The organism is Rhodanobacter glycinis (genome assembly GCF_900114325.1).
GTDB classification, from domain to species: Bacteria; Pseudomonadota; Gammaproteobacteria; order Xanthomonadales; family Rhodanobacteraceae; genus Rhodanobacter_A; species Rhodanobacter_A glycinis.
Window position 1 is genome coordinate 224,057 of sequence record NZ_FOSR01000004.1, and the last position, 24,779, is coordinate 248,835.

At 66.2% G+C, this 24,779-nt stretch carries 22 protein-coding genes; 5 read left to right on the forward strand and 17 right to left on the reverse strand.

What is annotated here, in order from left to right:
* Positions 1–122: 122 nt before the first annotated feature.
* Entirely contained in the window at positions 123–764 is a 642-nt protein-coding gene (locus tag BMY90_RS06485) for a glutathione S-transferase family protein (protein ID WP_092702631.1), read from the forward strand.
* 440 nt (positions 765–1,204) lie between these two features.
* Here the strand turns inward: BMY90_RS06485 and BMY90_RS06490 are convergent, their stop codons facing one another.
* On the reverse strand, positions 1,205–3,394 hold the full coding sequence (locus BMY90_RS06490) for a translocation/assembly module TamB domain-containing protein (RefSeq protein WP_092702633.1): 2,190 nt from the start codon (positions 3,392–3,394) through the stop codon (positions 1,205–1,207).
* Positions 3,395–3,537: 143 nt separating this feature from the next.
* Here BMY90_RS06490 and BMY90_RS06495 point away from each other — a divergent pair, with 143 nt between their 5' ends.
* The 3 genes from BMY90_RS06495 to BMY90_RS06505 all read left to right on the forward strand — a co-directional run bounded on the left by BMY90_RS06495 (position 3,538) and on the right by BMY90_RS06505 (position 7,238).
* Complete coding sequence (locus tag BMY90_RS06495) at positions 3,538–5,403, forward strand: M1 family metallopeptidase (protein ID WP_092702635.1); 1,866 nt, start codon at positions 3,538–3,540, stop codon at positions 5,401–5,403.
* 67 nt (positions 5,404–5,470) lie between these two features.
* The gene (locus BMY90_RS06500; protein WP_008215185.1) at positions 5,471–6,457 is read left to right on the forward strand and encodes an alpha/beta fold hydrolase; all 987 of its coding nucleotides are present in this window, start codon (positions 5,471–5,473) and stop codon (positions 6,455–6,457) included.
* A 235-nt stretch (positions 6,458–6,692) separates the two neighbouring features.
* The gene (locus tag BMY90_RS06505; protein ID WP_245734950.1) at positions 6,693–7,238 is read left to right on the forward strand and encodes a sterol desaturase family protein; all 546 of its coding nucleotides are present in this window, start codon (positions 6,693–6,695) and stop codon (positions 7,236–7,238) included.
* Between the two features lie 125 nt (positions 7,239–7,363).
* Here the strand turns inward: BMY90_RS06505 and BMY90_RS06510 are convergent, their stop codons facing one another.
* The 5 genes from BMY90_RS06510 to ttcA all read right to left on the reverse strand — a co-directional run bounded on the left by BMY90_RS06510 (position 7,364) and on the right by ttcA (position 12,216).
* Complete coding sequence (locus tag BMY90_RS06510) at positions 7,364–7,942, reverse strand: methyltransferase family protein (protein ID WP_092702638.1); 579 nt, start codon at positions 7,940–7,942, stop codon at positions 7,364–7,366.
* Between the two features lie 106 nt (positions 7,943–8,048).
* A complete protein-coding gene (locus BMY90_RS06515) occupies positions 8,049–8,819 on the reverse strand; it encodes a M48 family metallopeptidase (RefSeq protein WP_092702640.1) in 771 nt (256 codons plus the stop codon).
* Positions 8,820–8,954: 135 nt separating this feature from the next.
* On the reverse strand, positions 8,955–9,872 hold the full coding sequence (locus BMY90_RS06520; RefSeq protein ID WP_008211489.1) for a recombination-associated protein RdgC: 918 nt from the start codon (positions 9,870–9,872) through the stop codon (positions 8,955–8,957).
* A gap of 239 nt (positions 9,873–10,111) precedes the next feature.
* Entirely contained in the window at positions 10,112–11,314 is a 1,203-nt protein-coding gene (locus tag BMY90_RS06525; protein ID WP_092702642.1) for an amino acid aminotransferase, read from the reverse strand.
* A gap of 5 nt (positions 11,315–11,319) precedes the next feature.
* Positions 11,320–12,216, reverse strand: coding sequence for a tRNA 2-thiocytidine(32) synthetase TtcA (gene ttcA, locus BMY90_RS06530; RefSeq protein ID WP_092702644.1), 897 nt, complete (start codon positions 12,214–12,216; stop codon positions 11,320–11,322).
* A 98-nt stretch (positions 12,217–12,314) separates the two neighbouring features.
* Between ttcA and BMY90_RS06535 the strand changes: the two genes are divergently transcribed.
* Positions 12,315–12,521, forward strand: a complete 207-nt coding sequence (locus tag BMY90_RS06535) for a YdcH family protein (protein WP_008211484.1) — start codon at positions 12,315–12,317, stop codon at positions 12,519–12,521.
* 342 nt (positions 12,522–12,863) lie between these two features.
* Here the strand turns inward: BMY90_RS06535 and pssA are convergent, their stop codons facing one another.
* The 11 genes from pssA to BMY90_RS06590 form a co-directional block, all read right to left on the reverse strand.
* A complete protein-coding gene (gene pssA, locus BMY90_RS06540; protein WP_092702646.1) occupies positions 12,864–14,264 on the reverse strand; it encodes a CDP-diacylglycerol--serine O-phosphatidyltransferase in 1,401 nt (466 codons plus the stop codon).
* A 93-nt stretch (positions 14,265–14,357) separates the two neighbouring features.
* Positions 14,358–14,948 (reverse strand): hypothetical protein, encoded by a 591-nt coding sequence (locus BMY90_RS06545; RefSeq protein WP_092702648.1) that lies wholly within the window; start codon positions 14,946–14,948, stop codon positions 14,358–14,360.
* On the reverse strand, positions 14,945–15,439 hold the full coding sequence (locus BMY90_RS06550) for an RNA polymerase sigma factor (RefSeq protein ID WP_092702650.1): 495 nt from the start codon (positions 15,437–15,439) through the stop codon (positions 14,945–14,947). The genes BMY90_RS06545 and BMY90_RS06550 overlap by 4 nt, the downstream gene beginning before the upstream one ends.
* Before the next feature lie 7 nt (positions 15,440–15,446).
* Positions 15,447–16,199, reverse strand: a complete 753-nt coding sequence (locus BMY90_RS06555; protein WP_139201705.1) for a hypothetical protein — start codon at positions 16,197–16,199, stop codon at positions 15,447–15,449.
* 217 nt (positions 16,200–16,416) lie between these two features.
* Positions 16,417–17,193, reverse strand: coding sequence for a sulfite exporter TauE/SafE family protein (locus BMY90_RS06560; protein WP_092702654.1), 777 nt, complete (start codon positions 17,191–17,193; stop codon positions 16,417–16,419).
* Between the two features lie 92 nt (positions 17,194–17,285).
* Positions 17,286–18,293: an HlyD family secretion protein gene (locus BMY90_RS06565; RefSeq protein ID WP_092702740.1), complete on the reverse strand. Its 1,008-nt coding sequence runs from the start codon at positions 18,291–18,293 to the stop codon at positions 17,286–17,288.
* A gap of 31 nt (positions 18,294–18,324) precedes the next feature.
* On the reverse strand, positions 18,325–18,540 hold the full coding sequence (locus BMY90_RS06570; RefSeq protein ID WP_008214748.1) for a DUF1656 domain-containing protein: 216 nt from the start codon (positions 18,538–18,540) through the stop codon (positions 18,325–18,327).
* Positions 18,530–20,653, reverse strand: a complete 2,124-nt coding sequence (locus tag BMY90_RS06575; protein ID WP_092702656.1) for an FUSC family protein — start codon at positions 20,651–20,653, stop codon at positions 18,530–18,532. The genes BMY90_RS06570 and BMY90_RS06575 overlap by 11 nt, the downstream gene beginning before the upstream one ends.
* 1 nt (position 20,654) lies before the next feature.
* A complete protein-coding gene (locus BMY90_RS06580) occupies positions 20,655–21,149 on the reverse strand; it encodes a MarR family winged helix-turn-helix transcriptional regulator (RefSeq protein ID WP_008214741.1) in 495 nt (164 codons plus the stop codon).
* A gap of 183 nt (positions 21,150–21,332) precedes the next feature.
* The gene (locus BMY90_RS06585; protein WP_092702658.1) at positions 21,333–21,746 is read right to left on the reverse strand and encodes a DUF4156 domain-containing protein; all 414 of its coding nucleotides are present in this window, start codon (positions 21,744–21,746) and stop codon (positions 21,333–21,335) included.
* 98 nt (positions 21,747–21,844) lie between these two features.
* A complete protein-coding gene (locus BMY90_RS06590) occupies positions 21,845–24,754 on the reverse strand; it encodes a M16 family metallopeptidase (RefSeq protein ID WP_092702660.1) in 2,910 nt (969 codons plus the stop codon).
* Between the last annotated feature and the right edge of the window lie 25 nt (positions 24,755–24,779).

The window sequence follows — 24,779 nt, forward strand, 5'->3', positions numbered from 1 at the left end:
TCCCGCAAGCGGGAAGCAAAAACATCGCCCGCCAGCGGGCTCCTGCCTGTGCCGCGCAAAAAGCGGATGGCGCCCCGGTGAACGCACATCGACACTGCCCGCACCTAGCCGCGGAGTCCGCCATGCTCACCCTGTTCGATTACCTGCCCTCGCAGAACGCATGGAAAGTGCGCCTGCTGCTCAACCATCTCGACCGCCCGTACCGCACGGAATACGTAAGCATCTTCGAAGGCGAGGGACAGCACGCGGATTACCTGCGCATCAGCCCCACCGGCACGGTGCCGGCGATCTGTCTCGACGACGGCCGCACGCTGGCCGAATCGAACGCGATCCTCGCCTATCTCGCCGATGGCACGCCCTACCTGCCCGCCGATCCGTTCGGCCGCGCCAAGGTGCAGCAATGGCTGCACTTCGAGCAGGAGCGCGTGGAGTCGGTGATCGGTACGCTGCGCCACTGGACGCTTACCGGCAAACTGGCGCGCCGCGCGCCCGCATTGGTCGAGATGAAACGCGCCGCCGCCGGGCGCACGCTGGCCATCCTCGAACGCGAGCTGGCTACCCGATCGTTCCTCGCCGGCGACCGCTACAGCATCGCCGACATGGCGGTGTTCGCCTACGGCAGTCGCGTCGAAGAGGCCGGACTTTCATTGACATCCTCTCCGCATGTCCGCGCATGGATCGCCCGGGTGCAAGCGCAGCCCGGCTTCCTCGCCGAGATGCATCCGTACAGCGAAGATCCGTTCAGCGGCAACGAGCTGCCCTGAGGGAAACTCCGATTTTGCTCGTCATCCCGGCGAAAGCTCACTGCTGTCCGGAATAATTTCGAATACCCGCAGTCGTGCGGTGGCATATGCCGAAATCGGTTTTTGCCCGTCATTCCGGCGAAGGCCGGAATCCAGTGACTGTGTGGCTTGAGCAAGCGTGGTCGTCACTGGATCCCGGCCTTCGCCGGGATGACGAGCACGATAGGTCATCGCCAGCCGATGTGGAGTCACCTCTTTGCCGCATCCCGGGCAAACATCGCCACGCCTTCGTTTCTCGGAGCCATGCCCGGGTTATTCCGGACAGCAGTGGGCGAAAGCTGGGATCCAGTGCCTGTATCTCCTCGAAAGCAAAGGCACTGGATTCCGGCTTTCGCCGGAATGACGAGCAGAAAGCCGGTTATTCAGACCTTCCTGAGCGTGGATGGCGCCGCAGCGCGCGATCAAGGCGTGGCCGTGGCCTGCGGCGGAATCAGGTCGGGCTGCGATTGATACCACTCGCGTGCATGCAGCAGGTGGAAATGGCGCTTGCCGTCGGCCAGTGCCACGCCCAGGCCGAAGATGCCCCAGCGCGCGTAGAGGTCGCCGGCCGGCTGGCCGTCACGAATACGCAGATGCGCGAACAGGTCGATGCGCTTGTTGTGGGCCACCAGGTGGTCGAGCACAAAGTCGCCCTTCTGCACTTCCACCTGCGCCGTGGCGGTGGCCTGGCCGGAGTCGATCACGCTGGCGATCCATTTCGGGAACGCGCTGCGATCGGCGTACAGCGACAGCAGCAGGCTGGCATCCTTCATGGTCATGCCCACGCTGCCGCGCAGGCGCATCGGTCGCTTCCAGTCCAGTTGCCCCTGCTTGACGGTGAAGCGCCCCCACCACGGCGGGTCGCTTCGGCCCTCGACGCGCACGCCGTTCAGGCCCAGCGTGAACTCGTCCAGGTCGTAACTATGCCCATCGCCCCGCTGCGCCAGCGCCAGGTCGGTGTTCATGTCGATCTGGCCGCTCAGGCGCGACACGCCCAGCGCCAACCGCGCGTCCTGGCTGCGCATCCTGAGCTTGCCGTTGCTGATGTCGCCATGGCCATTCACGTGCAGATCCGCATCCAGCGTGCCGCTGCCGCCGAGGAATTCCAGACTCTTGCCGGGCAGGTAATGGTTGTAGGCGCGCAGGTCGGGCACCTTCGCATCGGCAAAGCGCAGGTGCGCATCCAGCGTGTCGCGCTGCCGGGTCAGGTCGATCGCGGACTGCGTGGTCACCTTCAGCTTGCGGCCGCGCAGATAGACCTGGGCCGCCGACGTCGCCGGCATTACCGTGAAGCGGTCGACGTCCAGCACCGTCTCGATGTGCGCGGCTTGGCCGTTGCCGGCAACCTCGGCATGCGCATGGGCATCGCCGGCGAACACGTTGTCGAGCACATGGGCGCGCAAGGCCACGTGTGGTATGTCGAGCGTGCTGCCAGGGGCGACGCGGCCCGCGTCGAGTTTCAGCGCGGCGTCGATATCGCCGGCGCCATCCAGGTGCAGCCACGGCTTCGAGGCGAGCAACGGGGCCAGCCATTGCAGCGAGGCGAAGTGCCAGCGCGCCTCGACATTCCCGGAAAACCGGCGCAACTGCGCAGCATAGGGAGGGCCGGGAATCACTTCACGGCCGGCTACGCGCAAATTCGCCTGGAGCTGGTTCTTCGTCCCGCGGGCATCCGCGCCGACAGGCGGCGGTACCCGCACGTGCACGTTCATCCGCTGTGGCTGCACGTCCAGGTCGAACTGCCCGCGTCGGCGCTGCTGGGTGCCGTCGGCGTCGGTGATCGCCACCGGCGCGTTCCATTGCAAGGTTCCGCCGGGCAGCAGGCTGCCACCGTCGAAACCGAGGTCGGCACTCACATGGCCCGCCAGCGTCGACGTGTCCAGGGCCTTCGTGCCCTTGGGGCTCGCCCCCAGTGCCAGTGCCATCGTGGCCGACTCGATCGTCAGGTGGCCATGCGCTCGCGCGGCCTTGCGCCAGCCCGGCGGATGTTCATGGGTAAACGCATCGAAGGCGAAGCGTATCGAGAATTTCGCGTCATGCAGCAACGGCCAGTGGCCATAGTCCAGCCGCGCCGCGGGCATCTCGATGTGCGAAGGAAAGACTTGTGTCGCGCCCCCGCGCAACTGGTGGGTGAAGCCGGCTTCGCCCGAGCCATCGCCATCGAGCACCAGCCGCCCCCAGCGGATTTGCCGCAAGGACGAGGTATGCACGCCTTCCGCCGTGATGCGCCAGGCATCGCTGCGAAACGGCGGCGGCTGGTGATCGACCGGGGTCGGTTGCACATCGATGCTGATGTCGGCCACGCGTACCGAGACAAAGCGCAGCTCGCGCTGCAACAGTGGCCAGACCGCGATGCGCCCGCCGGCCGATGTGCCGTGCGCACTCCACAACAGGCGATGCACGTGGCCGCTGAGGGTAAGGTCGTGCACATGCAGTTGACCCGGCCATGCCGTCCAGGCCCACGCCCACTGCGCCTTGAATGCTTCCGGCTTGCGATTGACCTGCCCCAGCGCCGCCGTGTTGAGAAACACGTTGCCGGCGACCAGATACAGCACGTAGAGCACGCCGAACAGCCACAGCAGGCGCCGCAGGCTGGGGGGGAGGTTACGCATGCGGGGCCGGTTCACGAGGGTCACGGCCCAGCATGGCGGCATCCGCGTGATAACTCGGTGCAGCCGCCTCCACGGCTTTCGCCACAGGCCGGCGTGGTGGCGGCGATGGCATACTCGGCGTTTTCCGGTCCGAGAGTGTCTTCATGCGACTCCTTCCTGCCCTCGCCTTCGGTACGCTGATGCTGCCGCTGGCGGCCCAAGCCAACGAACCGCATTCCTACGCGCAGCCCGATCAGGTGGTGGTGACCCATCTCGACCTGAACCTGAAGGTCGATTTCCCGCACCGCCAGCTCGATGGCCAAGCCACGCTGACGCTGGACTGGAAGAACCCGAAAGCCACCACGCTGGTGCTGGATACGCGCGACCTGAAGATCGCCAGCATCGAGGCCGTGGATGCGAAGGGCAAGACCCGCGCACTGACCTACGTATTGGCGCCCGCCGACAAGCAGCTCGGCAGCAAGCTCACCATCCAGACGCCGAAGCGACCGCACGAAGTGCGCATCGCCTACGTCACCTCGCCCGACGCCTCGGGCCTGCAGTGGCTACCGCCCGCGCAGACGGCGGACAAGAAGCAGCCCTTCATGTTCTCGCAGTCCGAGTCGATCCACGCGCGCTCGTGGGTGCCGCTGCAGGATTCGCCGGCGATCCGCTTCACCTGGGACGCCCACGTCACCGCACCGAAAAACCTGCGCGTGCTGATGAGCGCGCCGAACAACCCGCAGCATCCGCTCGACGGCACGTTCGACTTCAAGCAGACGCATCCGGTGCCGTCCTATCTGCTAGCGATCGCCGCCGGCGACATCGACGTGAAGGAAACCGGCCCGCGTTCGGCGGTGTACGCCGAACCGTCGGTGGTCGGCAAGGCCGCGCACGAGTTCGAAGACACCGAGAAGATGATCGCCACCGCCGAGAAGCTGTACGGCCCGTACCGCTGGGGCCGCTACGACATCCTCGTGCTGCCGCCATCGTTCCCCTACGGCGGCATGGAAAACCCGAACATGACCTTCGCCACGCCGACCGTGCTGGTGGGCGACAAGAGCCTGGTCTCGCTGGTGGCGCACGAGCTGGCGCACTCGTGGTCGGGCAACCTGGTGACCGCCGCCAGCTGGCGCGACATCTGGCTCAACGAAGGCATCACCACCTACGTGCAGGGCCGCATTACCGAAGCGCTGTACGGCAAGCGCCAGGCCGACGAGGAAACCCTGCTGTCGATCCACGCACTGCAGAAATCCATCGGCTCGATGTCCGCCAACTCGCAGCGGCTGGCGCCCCAGCCGCGTGACATCAGCGCCGACGATTCGCTGTCCGACGTGGCCTATGACAAGGGTTCGTGGTTCATGCGCACGCTGGAGCAGAAGTTCGGCCGCAAGGACTTCGACACTTACCTGAAGAGCTACTTCAACCACTTCGCGTGGCACAGCATCACCACCGAACAGATGCTGGCCTTCCTCAAGCCCAACCTGATCGACAAGTACCCGGGCAAGATGCGCTGGGCCGAAGTGAAGGACTGGGTCTACGGCACCGGCATTCCGAAGGACGCGCCGATTCCGGACTCGCCGCGCTTCGACGCGATCGACAAGGAACGCACGGCCTTTCTCGCCGGTACCCTGCCCGCCACCAAACTCGACGCGAAGAGCTGGAACACCCAGGAATGGATGTACTTCCTGGACCGCCTGCCCGACGCGCCGCCGCTGGCGAAGATGCAGCAGCTTGATGCTGCCTGGCACCTCACCGGCACGCCGAACGCCGAGATCGGCATGCGCTGGTACAGCCATGCCATCGCCGCGGGCGACAAGGCCGCGTGGCCGGCCGCCGCCGAACACATGACCCGTATCGGCCGGCTCTATCTGACCATGCCGCTGTACGCCGCCTTCGCCAAGACCCCGGACGGCCTGGCCTACGCCGAGCAGGTCTACGCCAAGGCCAAGGCCGGTTATCACCCGCTGACCCAGCAGGCGGTGGAAGCACTGTTTGCCAAAGCAAAGGCCAAGCAGTCCGGCGCAAAATAACGGTCTTCTCCTCCCCCTGCTGGCAGGGGGAGGAGTTTTTGCCACGCCACTGATCTGGAACACGTTTATGCCCGCCACCAACCCATCCGCCCCTCCGCTCTGGAAACGCCTGCTGTTCCGGCGCCTGAAATTCCTCGCCGTGGTGGCGGTGCTGCTGGCAGTGGTGCTGGGCGGCAGCTACCTGTTCGCGCCGCAGTGGCTGATGCGCGCAGACGTGGCGCGCAAGGCGATGGCCGCGCACCTGGAGAAGAAATCGATCCAGGCCGGCGACACGCGCTGGGTGTATTACGAGGGCGGCGAAGGGCCGACCATCGTGCTGCTGCACGGCTTCGATTCGCGCAAGGAAGTGTGGCTGCCGGTGGCGAAACTGCTGACGCCGCATTTCCACGTGGTGATTCCCGACCTGCCCGGCTGGGGCGAGTCCTCGCAGGTGGCCGGCGGCAATTACGACATCGATGCGCAGGCCGCGCGGCTGCAGGATTTCATGCAGGCGCTGGGGCTGGGCAAGGTGCTGCTGGTCGGCCATTCGATGGGCGGCGCGATTGCCGGGGTGTACGCCGCCGAGCACCCCGAGCACGTGGGCGAACTGGCCCTGCTCGACAGCTTCGGCCTGAAGTTCAAGGAAAATGCCTTCGCCAAGGCCGCGCTGGCCGGCAAGGATCCCTTCCTCTACAACGACCGCGCCGGTTTCGAGCGCGTGCTGGCGCTGGCGTTCGACAAGCCGCCGCATCTGCCCGGCCGCTTCGTCGACGTGCTGGTGAAGTGGAACGTGGAGCACCGGGCCTTCATCGAACGCACCTTCGATGCGCTGCGCCAGCCGTCGCAGGTGCTGTCGGTGCAGAACCGGCTGGGGCAGCTGGACATGCCGGTGCTGGGCCTGTGGTGCCATGACGACCGCATCATCGACATCTCCGCGATGGATTCCCTGCGCAACGGCCTCACCCATGCCGCGGCAATCAGCGCCACCACGCTGAACGGCTGCGGCCACATGCCGATGCTGGAGAAGCCGGAGGCGACCGCGCAGGTGCTTACCGCGTTCGCGCTTTCGCATTGAGTCGACGGAAGCCGTGATATTCTGACCACCGCAGACGCGGGCGGTGGAAGCCCGGTCATGCGGGAGTCAGCCACCCGCAGTGCATCATGGCGGTTTCAGGGACGACGGCACCGAGGGCATCCACGCACGATCCCGACGGTTGGCGCGCTTCAGAGGCGATAAAGACGGGACTATGCAGCAATCGCAATCGACCAAGCCCCATTTTCTGCGCAGTGGCGTGGACGCCATTGTCCGGATGTCCTCGACCCGCACGAACTACTGGTTCGAGGTCGTCCTGGATGTCGCGTTGGGCATCGTCCTGCTGGCCGCTGGCTGGCAACACCGCACCAGTGCGGCAAGCACCGTGCTGGCCGTTGCGATAGGCCTGTTCGCCTTCAGCTTCATCGAATACTTCTTCCACCGCTGGATGTTCCATACCCGCATCCCGCTGTTCACCCAGGGTCACGACAAGCACCACCGGGAACCGCTGGGTTACGACTCGCTGCCGTTCTTCCTGCCCGCCGCGACGCTGCTGATGCTGACCGGCCTGTGCATGCTGGTGCTGCCCGACGGCTTTGCCCTGTTGATGGCCGGTACCGCCACCTTCGGCTACGTGGCCTACGGGCTCAGCCACTTCGTGATCCACCACGTGCGCTTCAAGCGGCCGCTGCTGCGCCGCTGGGCCGGCGCCCACCACGTGCACCATTACCACCCGGGCACCAACTTCGGCGTCACCACGCCGCTGTGGGACTACATCCTGGGCACCCGCTACGTGCGCCAGCCGCGCAAGCCCGCCGCCTGATTTCCGAGCTTTTGTATTTCTGAGCTTTTGTAGGAGCGCACCCTGTGCGCGAATGCTTTTGGCAGGGTATCGCGAAAAGCCTTTCGCGCACAGGGTGCGCTCCTACAGCGAAGTCGCGACCGGTTTCACAGCACGCCGGGCACCAGCGCCTTCACCCGCCGCATGTAATCGACGTAGGCCGTGCCGAACTGTTCGCGCATCCAGCGTTCCTCGTGGCGCAGCTTGTACCAGAAGCCGCCGCCGACCAGCGCCAGCGCGAGCAACCCCAGCCAGCTGCCCGCGGCCAGAATGGTGCCGAGCATGGCCAGCAGCATGCCGGTGTAGATGGGATGACGCACCCAGCGGTACGGGCCCGCCATGATCAATTCATGGTCCTGCTTGAGCTGCACGGCACCACTCCAGTTACGTCCCAGCGTGCGCCGCGCCCAGCAGGCGAAGCCCAGACCCGGCAACACCAGCAGCCAGCCCAACGGGGGCGCCCACGCTGCGGCCGACGGCACGTGCCGGTACAGCCACGGATGCCCCACGCCCTGCCCCAGCGCGATCAGCAGCGCGAAACCCAGCATCACCGGGATCCGGTAGGCCAGCAATCGAGTCCAGTCATCCTCGCGTGCGGCGGCCTTGACGCCACGTGCGCCCCACGCCCAGTACAGCGCCCAGAGCAGCCAGGTGGCTTCGATCAGCAGGCCGAAAGACAGATGCATGGCATGGTCACCGCAGCGAAAAGGTGCGCCGAGGATGCGGCAACGCCCCTGGCTCCGCCCAGTTACAACTGTCAGCCGTCGCACATGCACCCGCGCCGAGGCGACATCAATCCGCCACGTCGGCGACCAGCCGGTCCAGCTCGGCTTTCAGCGTGGCGCCGTTGACGCGCAGCCAGTCGCGTTGCTCGTGCCAGTCCGGGTAGAGGCTTTCGACCAGCGCCCAGAAACGCGGGGCATGACTGCGTACCTTGAGGTGACACAACTCGTGCACCAGCACGTAGCGCAGCGCGGCCGGCGGGGCCAGCGCCAGCGCCAGATCGAGGTTGATGCGGTCGCGCGTATCCAGGCTGCCCCACAGGCTTTTCAGCGGGCGGATCTTCAGCGCGGTAGGCGCCAGACCCAGCTTCGGCACGTAGCCGGCCAGCCAGCGCGAGACGTCGCGGCGCATCTGCGCCTCGAAGTGCGAGGCAAGCAGGCCGCGCGCCACCGGCACGGCGCGCGAATGCGGGCGCGGGATCACCAGGGTCAGGCCGCCGTCGAATGGTTCGATGCGCGGGTACGGCCCTTCGGCCCAGTCCAGCGTGGCGGTTTCACCACGCAACGGGAATTCGGCGGTATAGCCCACGCGCAGCGGCGGCAGCGGCTTGACGATCAGGTTCAGCTCGTCGAGCTTCTGCTCCAGCCACTCCGCGTGACTGCGCAGGAAGGCGCTGATCTGCGCCGGATGGGTGCCATGCGGGTAGGACACGCGCGCGCCCTTGGGCGTCACCGTGAGGCGCAGGCGCCGTGCGCGCGGGTGCGCGGCCTTCAACACCCGGATGGTGTTGCCGCCTGCCGTCGCCAGTTCCAGCCAGTCGCCTTCGAGATGCTGCGCCATGATCCTGCTCTACCCGTCTTTCCGGTGCGCAGCGATGCCGGCGGCGCATCCGGACAGACAGTATGTGGGGAAGCGACTACCCCTGCGCAAGGGTCGCCGCAGACGGCCCTTGCCAAGCCTTGTCCAGCAACGATCTCAGCCGTCGCTGGGACGCGGCAGGCCGAACCATTCCTCCAGCTTGGCCAGCAGCCGCTCCAGTTCGCCGGTAAGCAGGGCGAAGCTGGCGTCGGCCTCGGCGCTGGCGTCTTCGTGGCTGTCGCCCAGCTCGTCCATCACCACGTCGAGGAATTTCAGCTTGCGCACCACCAGGTCCTCGCCCAGCACGAAGCTGAGGCGATCATCGAAGACCAGGCCAAGCTGGAACACCTGCTTGCCGTTGCGCAAATGCTCCTTCACCTCGTCAGCGTCCAGGTCCTGCCGGCGGCAGCGCGCGATGGCACCGGTGGCGGTGGCCGGATCGCGCAGTTCGCATTCGTCGCCCAGCGCCAGGCCGCCCGGCAGGTTGCCGTTGGCCAGCCAGTCGGTCATCAGCACGCGCGGACCTTCTTCCGGCGCCAACGGCACCGCAGGGAAACTGCCCAGCGCTTCGCGCACCTGGCTCAGGGCGTTCTCGGCCGACTTGCGGCTGGAGGTATCCAGCACCAGCCAGCCATGCCTGGCGTCGACGTAGGCAGACATGCGCGAGCTGCGCACGAACGCACGCGGCAGCAGCTCGGTGAGCAGGTCTTCCTTCATCCGCTTGCGCTCGCGACCACCGACCTTGCGGCCTTCCTCGTCGGCGATCTTGCGCACCTTGCGCTGCAACTCGTCGTTGATCACCGCCGCCGGCAGGATCTTGTCCTCGCCGCCCACGGTGAGCCAGGTGCAGTGCTTCACGGCGTGGGTGAGCGGCGCGTCGTCGCCCCGCCCGACCGGCGGCACGAAGCCCTTGGTGAACATTTCCAGCGGCCCGCACGAGCGCAGGCGATGCTCGCCCAGCGCCTCATCGAGGCGCTTCAGGTCATCGGCAACGGCGGGAGAAAAACGGAACAGCGTGAGATTGCGAAAGAACATGCGTAGCCCGATGCAATAAACGAAAAGTCAGGCCAGCACGCTGACCGCGAAGCCATGCCCGGCGTGGCCCGGAATCCCGCGCGGCACACGAACGCCCCGAAAGCCGGCATGGCCCCGCGGTACGGGGCCATGCCGGGTCAGGGGCATCCAGACCAAAGGCGCTGGATTCCGGCCTGCGCCGGAATGACGAACGTGAAGCGTAACGCCGCCGGGGCGGAAATGACGAGGGGCACGCCGCTTTAGCGACAAACCTCGGCGACAGCGCGTGCCACGTAGTCCAGGTTGCCCGTGGTCAGCGCGGCCACGCAGATGCGCCCGCTGGACAGCGCGTAGATGGCATGTTCCTCGCGCAGCCGGTCCACCTGTTCCTTGCTCAGGCCCGAATACGAGAACATGCCGGCCTGCTGGTTGATGAAGCCGAAATCCGGCGCACCCAGCGCGGCCAGCTTGTCCACGAAACCCGCGCGCATCGCGTGGATGCGTTCGCGCATCTCGCGCAGCTCCTGTTCCCACAGCGTGCGCAACTCCGGGCTGCCGAGCACGCCGGCGACCAGCTTGGCGCCATGCGCGGCCGGGCTGGAATAATTGGCGCGGATGGTCTGCTTGATCTTCGAGCGCAGCCGCGCGGCTTCGTCGCGATCGGCGCCCACGAAGGACAGCGCGCCCACGCGCTCGCCATACAGCGAGAACGACTTGGAGTACGAGTTAGCCACCACGAAGTTCTCGATGCCCGAGTCCGCCAGCAGGCGCACCGCAGTGGCATCGGCGTCGATGCCCTTGTCGAAACCCTGGTAGGCCATGTCGACGAACGGCAGCAGGTTGCGCTCCTTCAGCAACGCCACGACCTGCGCCCACTGCGTGGCATCCAGGTCCACGCCGGTGGGGTTGTGACAGCACGCATGCAGCAGCACCACGGTCCCCGGCTCCAGCTTGCCGAGGTCTTCCAGCATGCCGGCGAAGTCGAGGCCGCGCGTCGGCGCGTCGTAGTAGCGATAGTCGATCAGCTTGAAACCGGCGGTGCGGAACACCGCATGATGGTTGCCCCAGCTCGGGTTGCTGATCGCCAGCGTGGCCTTGTCGCCCAGCACCTGCTTGAGCATGTCGGCGCCGACGCGCAGCGCACCGCTGCCGCCGATGGTCTGCACGGTAGCCGCGCGACCGGCTTCCAGCACGGCCGAGCCGGCACCGAACAGCAGCTTCTGGGTAGCTGCGGTGTAGGCCGGCAGGCCATCGATCGGCAAATAGCCACGCGGCGACTGATCGCGCACCAGCGCCTGTTCCACCTGCTGCACGGCCTTGAGCACCGGCAGCCGGCCCTGGTCGTCGCTGTAGACGCCAACGCCAAGGTTGACCTTGTTCGAACGCGGGTCGGCCAGGTACTTCTCGGTCAGGCCAAGGATCGGGTCACCAGGGGCCATTTCAACGGATGCAAAAAGGGACACGGCTTCTACTCACTTTCGAATGAATGGATGGATGGACGTATGGACGTCCGATTATCGCCGGGTTCGGCATGCTTGGGCCACTCCTTTTCCACGTCTTCCCTGCTGAGCCCGGCAAAGTCGAACAACTTGCGATCCGCCAGGTGCGATGGCGATACATTGCCGAGCGCGCGGAAAATGTTCTCGCAACGCCCGGGATGCTGATCGTCCCACTCGGCCAGCATGCGCGACACGGCCTTGCGCTGCAGGTTGTCCTGCGAGCCGCACAGGTTGCACGGGATGATCGGGAAACCGCGCTGCGCGGCGTATTCGGCGATATCGGCCTCGCGGCAATAGGCCAGCGGGCGGATCACGATGTGCCGACCGTCATCCGAACGCAGTTTCGGCGGCATCGCCTTCAGATTGGCCTGGTGGAACAGGTTGAGGAAGAAGGTGGCGAGGATGTCGTCGCGGTGGTGGCCCAGCGCAATCTTCGTCACGCCGTTGTCGGCGGCCCATTCGTACAGCGCGCCACGACGCAGGCGCGAACACAGGCTGCACATCGTGCGTCCTTGCGGAATCACCCGCGTCACCGTGCTGTAGGTGTCCTGCTCGATCACGTGGAACGGCACGCCGCGCTCGCGCAGGTACTGCGGCAACACGTGCGCCGGGAAACCCGGCTGTTTCTGGTCCAGGTTCACCGCCACCAGCTCGAAACGCACCGGCGCGCGAGCCTGCAGCGCCAGCAACATGTCCAGCAAGGTGTAGGAATCCTTGCCGCCGGACAGGCATACCATCACCTTGTCGCCCTCCGCGATCATGCGGAAATCGCCCACCGCCTGCCCCACCTGCCGACGCAGGCGCGCGGCCAGCCGGTCATCGACGGCGCGAATCGGCGCGGAAGGGGCGAAGGAAGGGGCGGACATGGTTCACGGCAGCGCTGGGAGGGCCCATTGTAGCCCGCTCGCCCGCCGCGTTCCGGCAGCGCTACACTTGACCGTCTTCACTGCCGCAGCGATTCGCCATGCAGGTTCAGGATTCCGCCCAACTCGCCCACCTGCTGGCCGACCTGCGCGTGGAACACCGGGACCTGGACCTGGCCATCGACCAGCTGGCCACCGCCATCGGCCGCGACGAGCTGGCACTCACCCGGCTGAAGAAACGCCGCCTGCTGCTGAAGGACGCCATCGCGCGGATCGAGAGCAAGTTGATTCCCGATCTGGATGCCTAAGCGGCGACCGGCGTTCTCGCGCTCCTTTCAAGGGACGGAGTCTTGTGACCCGTAACCCGCCCGCGCACCCGAAGGGCGATCGGGGCGGCCTCTCTTTGGGCCACCTTTCTCTGTCCACACAGAGAAAGGTGGCTTGGCTGCCGGCAGGCGGGCGAAACGGCTCTGTCAATTGCGACAAAAGCAAGTACAAAGCCGAATCCATGAAGTCTATGGCGAGCACCCGCCCCTCACCCCAACCCTCTCTCCGAAGGGGAGAGGGCGCCAAACAGCACTCTCGCTCGAATAGACGGGCGAAATCGCTCTGCTCATTACGATCGGAGGGGGAAACTCTGATGCTCCTCGTCAGAGCAAACGATTCACCAGCCGGTCCAGTCGCACCCGGCTCAGCCGGCGCAGCAGCTTGCGCACTTCCGGCGGATAGCTGCGCGGGCTTTCCAGCGCGTGGAAATCGTCCACCTTCTGCGCATGCCGGCACAGCTCCGCCCATTCGGCATGGCGTTGAGCCAACAATTTCCGGTCGGGGTCGCGCAGCAGCAGGCCGTTTTCCAGGTCCAGTGCCCACGCCCGCGGGTTGAGGTTGTGCCCGGTGAGCAAGGTCACCTCGTCGTCGACGAACAGGCCCTTCAGGTGATAGCTGTTGCCGTCGTCGCGCCACAACCGCAGGGTGAGCTGGCCACTGGCCAGTTGCCGGCGATGTGCACGCGCGTAGCGACGCAGGTTGTTTTCGTACAGATACGGCAGCAGGCCGATGGTACGGAACGGCTGCGATGGCGGAATGTAGAAATCGTTGGCGGTCTTGTCGCCCACCATGATCTCGATGGTGCAACCACGCCGCAGTAACTGGCCCAGCACCACGCGCACCGGCCGCGGCAGGTTGAAGTATGGCGTCAGCAGCACGACCTTGCGCTTCGCGCCGCGCAGCAACGTCAGCACCGCTTCGTTGAGCTGGTTGTCGGTGCGGCCGAAGCCGAGCAGCGGCGTGATGGCCACCTCGCCCTTCGCCAGCGTCACCGCCGGCACCGCATAGCGGGCCTGCTGCAATTGCTGCCGAAAGCCGCGGATCGCCGGCAGCAGGCTGCGCGTGCTCGGCACTTCGGCCGCGTCCAGGCGTTGCACCGCGTCGCTACCCTGGAAATACTGCTGCACGAAGCCAGCCATGCTGTCAGCCAGCGCGCGATCACGAACCAGGTGATAGCGATCGAGCCGGTAGCGGCCGCCTGTTCCGAGATACACCTCGTTGAGGCTGGCGCCGCTGTACAACACGGTGTCGTCGAATACGAAACCCTTCAGGTGCAACACGCCGAACAACTCGCGGTTTTGCACCGGCACACCCCACACGCGCACGCCATCGCCGAAACGTTCGGCGTATTCGCGGTACATCGCCGCGTTGCCCGGGCTCTTGTGCTTGCCGATCAGGCCGCGCTGGGCGCGATGCCAATCCACGTAGACATCGATTTCCAGCTGCGGGCGCTGCGCCTGCGCTGCGTACAGCGCATCCATCACCGCGCGACCGGCCTCATCGTCCTGCAGATACAGCGCCACGATCACGATGCGCCGCGTGGCCTGCGCAATGCCGTCCAGCAACGCCTGCCGGAACGCCGGCGCGCCGTGCAGTGCCTCGATCGCGTCGGCCGGCACGGCAAACCCGGGCTGCGACTCCAGCCAGACTTCGGCCTGCGGGCGGCGCAATGGCGAAACGAGACGACGCGCGAGGCGGCGCGGGGCTTGGATCAACTTGTTCATGGTTTACAGGATACGCAAAGACGGCCTGGCAAGCCGTCAAGCATGCGGGTTTGACTCCACATCGGCAATCCGTGCCGGTTCATCTTCACCGGATCAATCCGCATACTCCCGCAGCAAGGCCTCCACCTCGCGCAAACGCCGTCGCTGCCGCCGGATATAGGCAACAAAAAAGACCAGCAAGGCACCGATCACCACGCCATTGATCACCAACTGGAAGAGCAACACGCGCTGGAGCACGGGATCGTGCCGCCAGCGCGACGGCGCCAGCCAGGGCGCGGCAATCGGCAACGAGATGGCCAGCAGTACCGGCACGCTGAGGATGTTCATCCACGCCAGCCGGATGCCGGCGCGCGCACGTTCCGCCGTCAGTCGCAGCAGGCCGGGGATGTCCTCGGTGGCCGAACGCCAGGTACCCCGGCGCGCGCGCAGCGCGAGGTACACCGTGGCCGCCATCAGCAGAAACGCCAGCCCCGCCCAGATCTTCCAGCGTTCGGTCACACCGGGCATCAGCAGCAGGCGCACGAGCTGGCCCACGGCAAACAGCGCGAGCGCCATCTCGATGCCGACCATCACCCGCATCTGCCGCCGTTTGCGTTGCACCCGGCGACGCAGGCGCTCCACATCCACCGTCGGCTGTTGCTGCCAGTCATCGCCCCATCGACCCCAGTCGTCCTGCGGATTCATGCGGGTTCTCCCAATACCGTCTTGAGTGCCTTGCGTGCCCGATTCAGGCGCACCGCCACGTTGTTGGCGCTGATGCCCAGCGCCGCGGCGATGTCCTGCTGACTGAAGCCTTCCAGCGCCAGCGTCACCGTCTGGCGCAGATTCAGCGGCAAGGCGCGCACCGCATCCTGCAGGCGCAGGCGTTTCTGTTCGAGTTGCGCATGCGATTCCGGACCACGCGTCGGATCCGCCAGCGCCTCGTCCAGCGCCTGTGCCCGCGGATGCCGCGTGCGGCCAATCACGTGACTGGCGCCACGGTTGTGCGCCACGCGTGCCACGAAGGTCTTCAACGAGGCGTCGCCTCGCCACGCTGGCAGTGCCTTCCACAAGGCCAGTGCCACATCCTGCAGCAAGTCGTCGCGCAGTGACGGATCGGCCTCGTAACTGGCCGCGATACGCGACAACAAGCCGGCATGCTCGTGCAGCAACGCGGCGAATTCCCCCTCGCGCACGGCCTCGTCAGTCCATCGCCATCGGTGCGGGCACCATGGCTCGCACCTCACGCCACACCGCGTACGTGCACGCCACCGACCACGGCCCGATCAACAGCACCAGCGCGAACGCCCAGTGCACGGACAGCATCAACGCGAATACCGCCAGATTCACCAGCAGGAACACCCCGAATGGCGCAGCGAAGCGCAACACCGTGCGCACGCTGGCGCAAACCGACTGCCATGGCGACAAACCATCCAGCACGAACAGGCACGGCGCCAACCACAGCAGCACCGACGGCAGGATGCCCGACATCAGCAGCACGCGTTCGAATGTCATCGTCATCAGCCCGCGATGGGCCATGACATGCCCCAGCCCTACTGCATCCAGCGCCGGCCAGCCGTACACGGCCCACGCCACGCCCTGCTGCACCGCGAACACGCCCATGCCCCACATCGCCGCCAGTACCAGCAGCGGCAGGAAGCGCCGCCGATGCAACGCATCCAGCAGGCACGACCAGCGCAACCGTCCGCCCCGGGCCAGCTCATCCAGCCCGAGCAGAATGCCCATCAGCACGATCGGCACCACCAGCTTGGACAAGGTCACACCCATCCACGGGATCAGCTGCAACACGCTCTCCACCAGCAATGGCACGAAGCACAGCAGCAACAGCGTGATCGGCGCGCGCCACCACAAGTGCAGCCCATCGACACACCAGCGCAAGCCGCGACTGGCAGGCAATGACATGGCAACAGGCAGACTTTGGGGTACGGCGGACATGATGGCGACCTCGCGTTTCGATGACGAGCTTCCTCTGGGAGCCCGTCGGGCGTGGCTGATCGAGACAACAACCCGGCATGTGGGAGGCATCTTCGTCGGTTCGGCGTCCCACGGCGGTTCCACGGGGCAGGAAACAGCGGAAAGATGGATCACACACCGGCATTGCAGCCCGGCCGACCACAGTTCGACTGACTAGTCCACCCGCTTCGCCAAAACCTTACAGTCGTCCCACCTCGCGCCACAGCATCAGCAGCGCCACCGTGGCGATCACCACGGCAAGCAAGCGATTGAGCACGCCGCGCCGTCGCGCCAGTCGATGCGCCCCCATCGCGCCCAGCCACCCGCCGACAAGGCCTCCGCCGATGAACTCGACGGCAATGCGCCAATCGATCAGGCCGGAAGCGGCGTAGTTGATCGCGGTGGTGGCGCCGAACGCGCCCACCGCCAACAGCGCCGAACCAATCGCCTCGACGATATCCAGGCCGCCGGCGAACATCAGTCCCGGCACGACCAGGAAGCCGCCACCGATGCCGAAGAAACCGGCCAGCCCGCCAGTGAGTGCCCCCACGCTGCCGAGGCGCGAGAAGCGACGTGCCGGCGGCGGCAAGGCGACGACGGGGCGCCGACGCCACATCAGCGCCGCCACCACCAGCATCAACGCCGCAAACAGCACCAGCAGGCGCTGGCCATCCAGCCATTTGCCGAGGCTGGAACCGGCCAGCGCGCCGAGCACGCCGGCCAGCGCGAATGCCGCCGCCTCGCGCCAACGCACATGCCCCGCCCGCGCATGCGGAATCAGGTTGGCGAACGCATTGATCGATACCACCAGCGCGCTGGTGCCAATGGCCAGGTGCGGATCACGCAAGCCGACGACATAAAGCAGCAGGGGCAACGCCAGAATGGAACCGCCGCCACCGATCAGCGCCAGCGAGGCGCCCACCAGCGAGCCACAGAGGATGGCGAGCAGTTGGTGCGTGGCGTCGAGGGCAAGCATGCCGCGTAGCCTACAGGGCGACGCGGAAAGTCTGGAGCGGGGAGCACCACCGGCCGTTGCCTCTCCCCCGGTGCACGGGAAGGGCTCCGCCCTCAGTGCGCCGCGTGCGGCTTCACCTGGATGGTTGCGGTCATGCCGGCGGCGAGCACCATGCCCTTGGGCAGCGAGGAGGCGTCGATGGCGATGCGCACCGGCACGCGCTGCGCCAAGCGCACCCAGTTGAAGGTGGGATTGACGTTGGCCAGCAGGTTGCTGCCGGCGGGATTGTCGCTGTCGGTGATGCCGCGCGCGATGCCGGTAATGGTGCCTTTCAGACGCACGCCACCGGCCATCAGACGGATGTCCACCGGATCGCCCACGCGCAACTGCGGCAGCTTGGTTTCCTCGAAGTAGCCGTAGATGTAATAGCTGTGGCTGTCGATCAGCGCCATGCTTGCGGTGCCGGTGTTGGCATAGTCGCCCACGCGCACGTCGAGGTTGGTGATGTAGCCGTCTGCCGGCGCACGCACCGCGGTGCGCTTGAGGTTGAGCTTGGCCACGTCCACCGAGACCTGCGCCTGCTGCACCGCCGCCAGCGCCTGTTGCGCGGCGGCACTGGCCTGCTTGCTGGAGGCCTGCGCCGCGCGCAGGTCGGCTTGCGCGTTGCGCGCGGTGGCCACGGCGTTCTGTCGCGCCTCTTCGGAAATCACGCTCTTCTCGGGCATCTGCAGGCGGCGGCGCGCCTGCGCCTGGTACATCTCGTACTCGGTCTTGCGGCCGGCGATCGCCGCGTTCGCCGCCGCCGTGCCGGCACCTGCCGCGCGGGCGCTGGCCTCGGCGGCAGCAAGGTTGGCCTCGGCCTGCTGCAACGCGAGGATGTAGCGATCCTGGTCGATCACCATCAGCACGTCGCCCTTGTGCACGAACTGGTTGTCCTTGACCGGCACTTCGGTCACCAGGCCGGCCACGTCGGGCGCCACCTGCACCACGTCGGCGCGCACGCGGCCATCGCGCGTCCACGGCGAATACAGGTAGTGCTTCCACAACGCGTGGCCAAGCACGATGGCGATCACCACCACGATGGCGGTGAGCAGGAAACGCAGCAATGAGGTCTTGTTCATGATGGGCATTCGGTGAAGCGAAAGGGGATGTTCAGTGGAGCAGCAACAGCCCGGCGAGGCCGAACAGACAAGCAAACAGGGCGAGGCGGAATAGCGGCGGGTGCCACACGAAGCGGTACAGGCCGTAACGGCCGATCAGGCTGTCAAGCAACCACAGCAACAGCAGGCAGCCGACGAAAATCGGCAGCAGCCCGGGCAACAGCACATCGGAAAGGGCGATTTCACGTGGCACGATGTCAAGCAACATGCGCAGGCTCCAGCGGATCGGGCGGCAGGTAGGCGGCCATCGGGGATTCGTCGTCGTGCAATGCACCGCGCAACTGGTGCAGGTACGGCCTGATCGACACGGCGCCGACACCGGCCTGCGCGCACGCATCGAGCGCCTGCTGCACGGCGTGGTCCGCGCTTTGCCAGCGCGCCATGTCGGGATGGCGGAAGAGCCGCGCCGTGCGATGCACTGCCGCTTCCACCGCCTGCTGCAGCGCCGGAGAGGCTGCGCTGTCCAGCAACTCGCGACGCAGTTCGATCAGGGCGCGCCCGCATTCATGCACCGCCAGGGCCCAAGCCAGCAGGCTGCGCGACTCGGCGCTGTCCGGGCCGGCATGCGCCGCCACCTGCTGGAACAGATCGCGGCTGACGCTTTCGAAGCGCCATGCCAGCCCACGCAACGGGGCGGTGGCGGCCAATACCACCTGTTCGCGCAGTCGGCGCATCTGCCGCGCGCGCTGCCAGCCGCTGCCGGCCACTGCCGGCACGAAGATGAAGGCCACGCCGGTCAGACCCACGCCAATCATCTGCGCGATGCTGTCGTTGAGCGCATGCACCGGGTCGTACACCATCGGATTCTTCAGCGCGAGCAGATAGACGAAACCGATCGCAAAGCCCGGCCCCATCCCGGCCAGGCGCGGACGCGTGCCGAGCCACGGACCAATCATCAGGAACGGGGCGATCACCGCCACCAGCATCACGAATCCATCGCTGCCCGGCAGCAACCAGAACTCCACCACCAAGGCCATGGCCATGCCTGCGGCGTAACCGATCAGCATGTCGAAAACGATCGCGAACGGTCGCGGCGCGGCCGCGAACAGGCCACTGAAAATGGTGGCCAGCAGCATCGCACTGGCGCCGAACGGCCAGCCGCTGACCACCCAGAACGCACTCAGCGTGATCATGGTGAGGAAAGTGCGCAGCACCGCGACTGCCGCACCGGCATGGTCGTTGCCGCGGCGGAAATGCACGCGTTCCACGCTGCCGTGCAAGGTGCCGGCGCGCAACGCATGCTCCACCGTGGTGAAGTCGCGCAGCTCGGTGGCAAAGCGCCGCAGCAGCGTGGCACCGGTGTCGAATTCCAGCCGGGACTGCTCATCCACCAGACCGGCGCGCAGCGCTTCGGCCTGCGTGGGCAACGCGTCGACGCAGGTGCGCAGGCGCGGCATCAATACCACCGGATCATGCTGTTGCGCGGGCGGCGGCGTCAGCGCCACGCCCAGCGGGCGATACAGTGCGATCAAGGCATCCGCCACCGCGTCGCGCCCACGTCGCTGCAGCCGGTTGATCAGGTGATGCAGCGACTGGAAGCTGGTGGATGCCGCCATGTAGTGCTGGTTGAGCAGGCGCATGCGGGTACTGCGGGCGCGCGCTTCCGGATCCTCGAAGATCACCGAGGCACGCAGGTCCTCCAGTTGCACCGCGGCACGCACGAATTCCAGATGCGCCTGCTCCATCGCCGCGCGCGGGATCGCGCCGCCGGTGCTGCCGCGTGCGAAGTCGATGAAGCGTGCGAACTGCGCCCGCGCATTCTTGCGCAGCACCATGCGCAGACGCTCGGGCAGCACCACGTCGCTGACCACGCCGGCCACCACGATGCCCAGCAGCACTTCGCTGACGCGCATCAGGGCCGAATCGAACACATCCAGTGGATTCCCCACCACCGGCAGTGCCACGATCGCCGCGGTATAGCCGGCCAGCACGAAACCGTAGGACATGAAATTGCGGTACAGCATGGCGCCGCCGGCACACAGCGCCACCCACAGCGACAGGCTGAGCAGGAACAGTTCGCGTTGCTGCGGGAAGCTGCACATCAGCGCCAGCCCGCACACGCTGCCGGCCAGCGTGCCGATGCCACGGTAGAAACTCTTGGCCAGCACCATGCCGCTGTGCGGATGCATCACGATGGCTACCGTGATCATGGTGGTCGACGGCTGCTCCAGTCGCAGCCACATCGCCAGCCACGCGGCCACGCAGGAGGCCAGCACCGACTTGCCGATGAAGATCCACGCGCGGCCCTCGCCGGCAAAGACCTCGGCCAGCCGCGGCCAGCGCGGCAACACCTGCGTGTTCTGGTTGAGCGAAGCGGACATCTCAGGATTGCTCGAGCTGGTCCAGGAACTTCTTCAACAATTTTTCCATCTGCGCCATCTCGGCGACCTTCAACGTCGCGGTCTGCCGTTCCAGCAGCGCGCAGATCGCCGGCAGGAATTCACCGATCATCGCCAGCCCGGCCTTGCTCAGGGTCAGGGTGACCTTGCGCCGGTCCTCGTCGCTGGCGGTGCGTTCGATCAGGCCCTTGTCGCACAGCTGATTGCTAAGCCGCGTGATGTTGGCCGACTTCTCGCCCGCCGCGTCGGCCAGCTGCGAGGGGTTCAGCGTGTAACCCTCGGTGCCGTACATCATCATCAGGATGTTGTACTCGGGATGGCTGATGCCCCACGGCTTGAGCACGGCATTGGCATCGTCATGCACGCGCTTGTAGATGTGCTTGACCAGCCGCACCAGGATCGCCGGCTCGCGCGGAAACGCGGGATAGTGCCGCAGGGTGACGGCAAGGCGCTGTTCGGTAGGCTGGAAGCTGTTCATGGGCGGATGACCGGGCTTGATTGTCGTGTATTTATTTCATAAATGTAATATCAACATGTGAATTGTATGCCTGTGTGCTGCGGTGCGCAAGAGGATGCCGGATCACATCCTCGGCCACGCCGCGCCACGTCCACGAAAAAGGGCGCCACAAGGGCGCCCTGTCGATGACTTGCGTGACGGCGATCAGCCGCCGATCGGATACGTTTTCGTTCCGCCGGTTTCCGACGAGGCATCGGGCGGATTGCCAGCCGGCGCGTGACCGGCCGCCGGCGCCAGTGCGCGCGTTCCGCACTGATAGGCGCCCCAGGCCTGCTCGCCATTGCTGGGCTCGCCGAGCGGCTTGATGGTGTCGGCGTGCATGGTGGCGGCCTGGTTGCGCGCCATCACCTGCAATTCGTCGCGCACCTTGATGTCGTTGCGATCCACCGGGCCCACATGGTTCAACACCGACACGGTGACCTTGCCCAAGTCGCGGCAGGCGGAAACATCGCTGTTCCATGCGGTGCGCACGTTCTGCGACGCCGGGGTCGGGGTAATGCCCCAGGTGCAGCCACTCAGCAGCACGGCGGGGACGAGCAGCAACAAGGTCTTGCGCATGGAAAAGCTCCGCGATGGAGGGACATGGAAAAGGCCGGACCGTCACCGGCCCGGCCTCTATCGTAGCTTGCGAACGCAAACACGTCCTGTACGCGGGCTTACTTTTCGTTCGTGGCGCCGCCATCCTTTGCCGCCACCGGCTTGCCGTCCGTGTCGAGCACCTGCACCGAGCCCAGCTGCAGTGCGCGCACCGACGGTCCGATCTTCTTCAGGTCGCCAACGATCACCCAGGTCAGCTCATCCGGCTTGATCACCTCATCGGCCGCCGCCTGCACCGCCTTGTCGCTCTGCGATTCGATGCGCGACTTCAGCGTCTGCACGTAGTCATCCGGACGGTGGTAAAGCGCGATGCCCTGCATTGCGCCGAGTACCGCGCTGACGGTCTGGTATTCGCCGGGCATGGCGCGCACGTCGTTGTCCTTGATCTTCTGGATCTCGGCATCGGTGAGCGGCTTCGGCCCGACGATGGCTTTCGCCTCTTTCAACGCCTCGCTGATCGACGGCGCGGTCTTGTCGGTCTGCACCGGCGCGTAAATCATGAATGGACGTTGTCCCACCGCGTTCTGCAGGAAACTGAAGGCGCCGTAGGCCCAGTGCTTGCCCTCGCGCAGGTTCATGTTGAGGCGTGAGGTGAAGCTGCCGCCGAAGGCGCCGTTCATGGTGCCGATTTCGAGATTGTTCGGTGCCTCGGTGGACGGCGCCACTTCACCGGCCAGGATCACCGACTGCAACGAACCGGGCCGATCCATCAGGAACACGCGCACGTGGCCGGGGTAGTTCACCTTGGCGACGTTCTTCTTCGGCACGGCGTTAGCAGGCGCCTTCCAGTTGCCGAATACGGCGTTGAGCTCCGGCACCAGCTTGGCCAGCGTGGTGTCACCGGCGACCAGGATCTTCACGTTGTCCGGCCGGATGTAATCGCCCATGAACGTGCGCATGTCGGCGGCGGTCAGCGACTTGATCGAGGCGGTGGTGCCCGAACCGGTGAACGGGATCGCGTAGGCGTGGCCCTTGCCATATAGCAGCGGCGGCAGCACGCGCAGGGCCATCGTGATCGGCCGTGCTTTCTCCTGCTCGATGCCGGCCAGCCACTGGCCGCGCAGGCGCGCAATATCGCTGGCGCGGAAGGCGGGATTGCGCGCGACGTCGGCCACCAGCTTCAACGACGGCACCACCTTGTCGGTCAGCGCGTTCATGGAGATGTTGCAGTAGTCCAGCCCGCAACCGGTGTTGATGTAGCTGCCCAGGCGCTGCTTGCGCTTGGCGATCTGGACCGAATCCAGGTCTTCGGTGCCCTCGTTGAGCATGTACATGGTGAAGCTGGAAGTGCCCAGCTTGCGGCCCTGGTCGGCGGCGTAGCCGGCGTCGAACAGCAGCTCCATCTGCACCAGCGGCACATCGTGGCGCTCGGCCAGGGTCACTTCGATGCCGTTGTCCAGCTTGGCATGCTCGAGGGTCGGGAACTTCAGGTCGGGGAACGTGGTGACGCTGGGCACGCCCTTGCTGCGGTCCACATCGCTCTTGACCGTATGCCAGTCGTGCTTCGCCGCCGGCACCGGCTTGGGCGCGCCCGGCGCCGTGCCAAGGCCACCGGTTTCGGCCACGTCGGCGGTGGAGGCCTGCTGGCCCTTGGCCAGCGGCAACACGGTGAGCGTGTAATCGCCCTTGCTGATCCACTTGCGCGCCGCCTCGCGCACCTGCGCGGGCGTAGCCGCCATCATTGCGGCCAGATCCTTGCGCCAGGCGCCGGGATCATCGTGATAAACCTGTCCGGCCGCCAGCAAGGTGGCCTTGCCGGAGAAGCCGCCGACCTTTTCCAGCCGACGCACGTAGCCGGCACGGAAGCCGGTCTTGGCACGCGCCAGTTCGTCGGCAGTGGGGCCGTCCTTGAGGAAGGTCTTCCACACGTCGGCGACCGCCGCCTCGACCTTGGCCGGGTCGACGCCATTCTTCACGTCCACTTCCAGCTCGAACTGCGAAGCCAGCTCGCCGCTGTTCTGGCTCACCGACACGTCGTCGGCCAGCTTGTCCTGGTAGACCAGCCGCTGGTACAGGCGCGAGGTCTTGCCATCACCCAGCACGGTGGCCGCCAGGCTGAGCAGGTTGTCGGCCTCGGTGCCGCCGTGCGGGGTGTTCCATTCGCGATAGACGTGCACCTGCGGTACGTCCATGTGCATGGTGCCGCGGGTGGAGGTGCTGCGCGGGAAAGTCCACGGCTGCAGCTTCGCCACCGGCGGGCCGGAGGGAATCTCGCCGAAGTACTTCAGCGCCTTGGCCTTCGCTTCGGCCGGGGTGATGTCGCCCACCATCACCAGCGTGGCATTGGCGGCGCCGTAATAGGTGCGGAACCAGGTCTTGAAGTCGTCGATCGAGGCGGCGTTCAAGTCCTTCATCGAGCCGATCGTGTCGTGGTGATACGGATGGTTCAGCGGATAGGCGTTGGCCTCGATGTTCTCCTGCACGCGCAGGCCGTAGGGCTGGTTCTCGTCCTGGCGCTTCTCGTTCTGCACCACGCCGCGCTGCTGGTTCACCTCGTCCTGGCCCAGGCCGTCGAGCAGCCAGCCCATGCGGTCCGATTCCATCCACAGCGCCATGTCCAGCGCGGTGGTGGGCACGGTCTCGAAATAATTGGTGCGGTCGTTGGCGGTGGTGCCGTTCATGCCGGTGGCACCCACCTTCTCGAACGGCTGGAAGTAGTTGCCATCGTGATGGCCGGAGCGCTCGAACATCAGGTGCTCGAACAGGTGCGCGTAACCGCTCTTGCCGTTGGGCTCGCGCGCCGAGCCGACGTGGTACCACATCGCCACCGCCACCACGGGCGCCTTGTGGTCTTCGCTGACCACCACGGTCAGGCCATTGGGCAGCACGAAGCGGGTGTACGGAATATCGGGGAGCGCCGCCTGGGCAGCATCGCCAGCGGCGGCGGCCGGTGCGGCCATCACGGGCAGCGCGCCGGCGCCCAGGGTCAGCATGCCTGCAATAAGCAGGGCGAGCGGTTTTCTAGCCATGGTCAACCTCCTGTTCACGAATGGT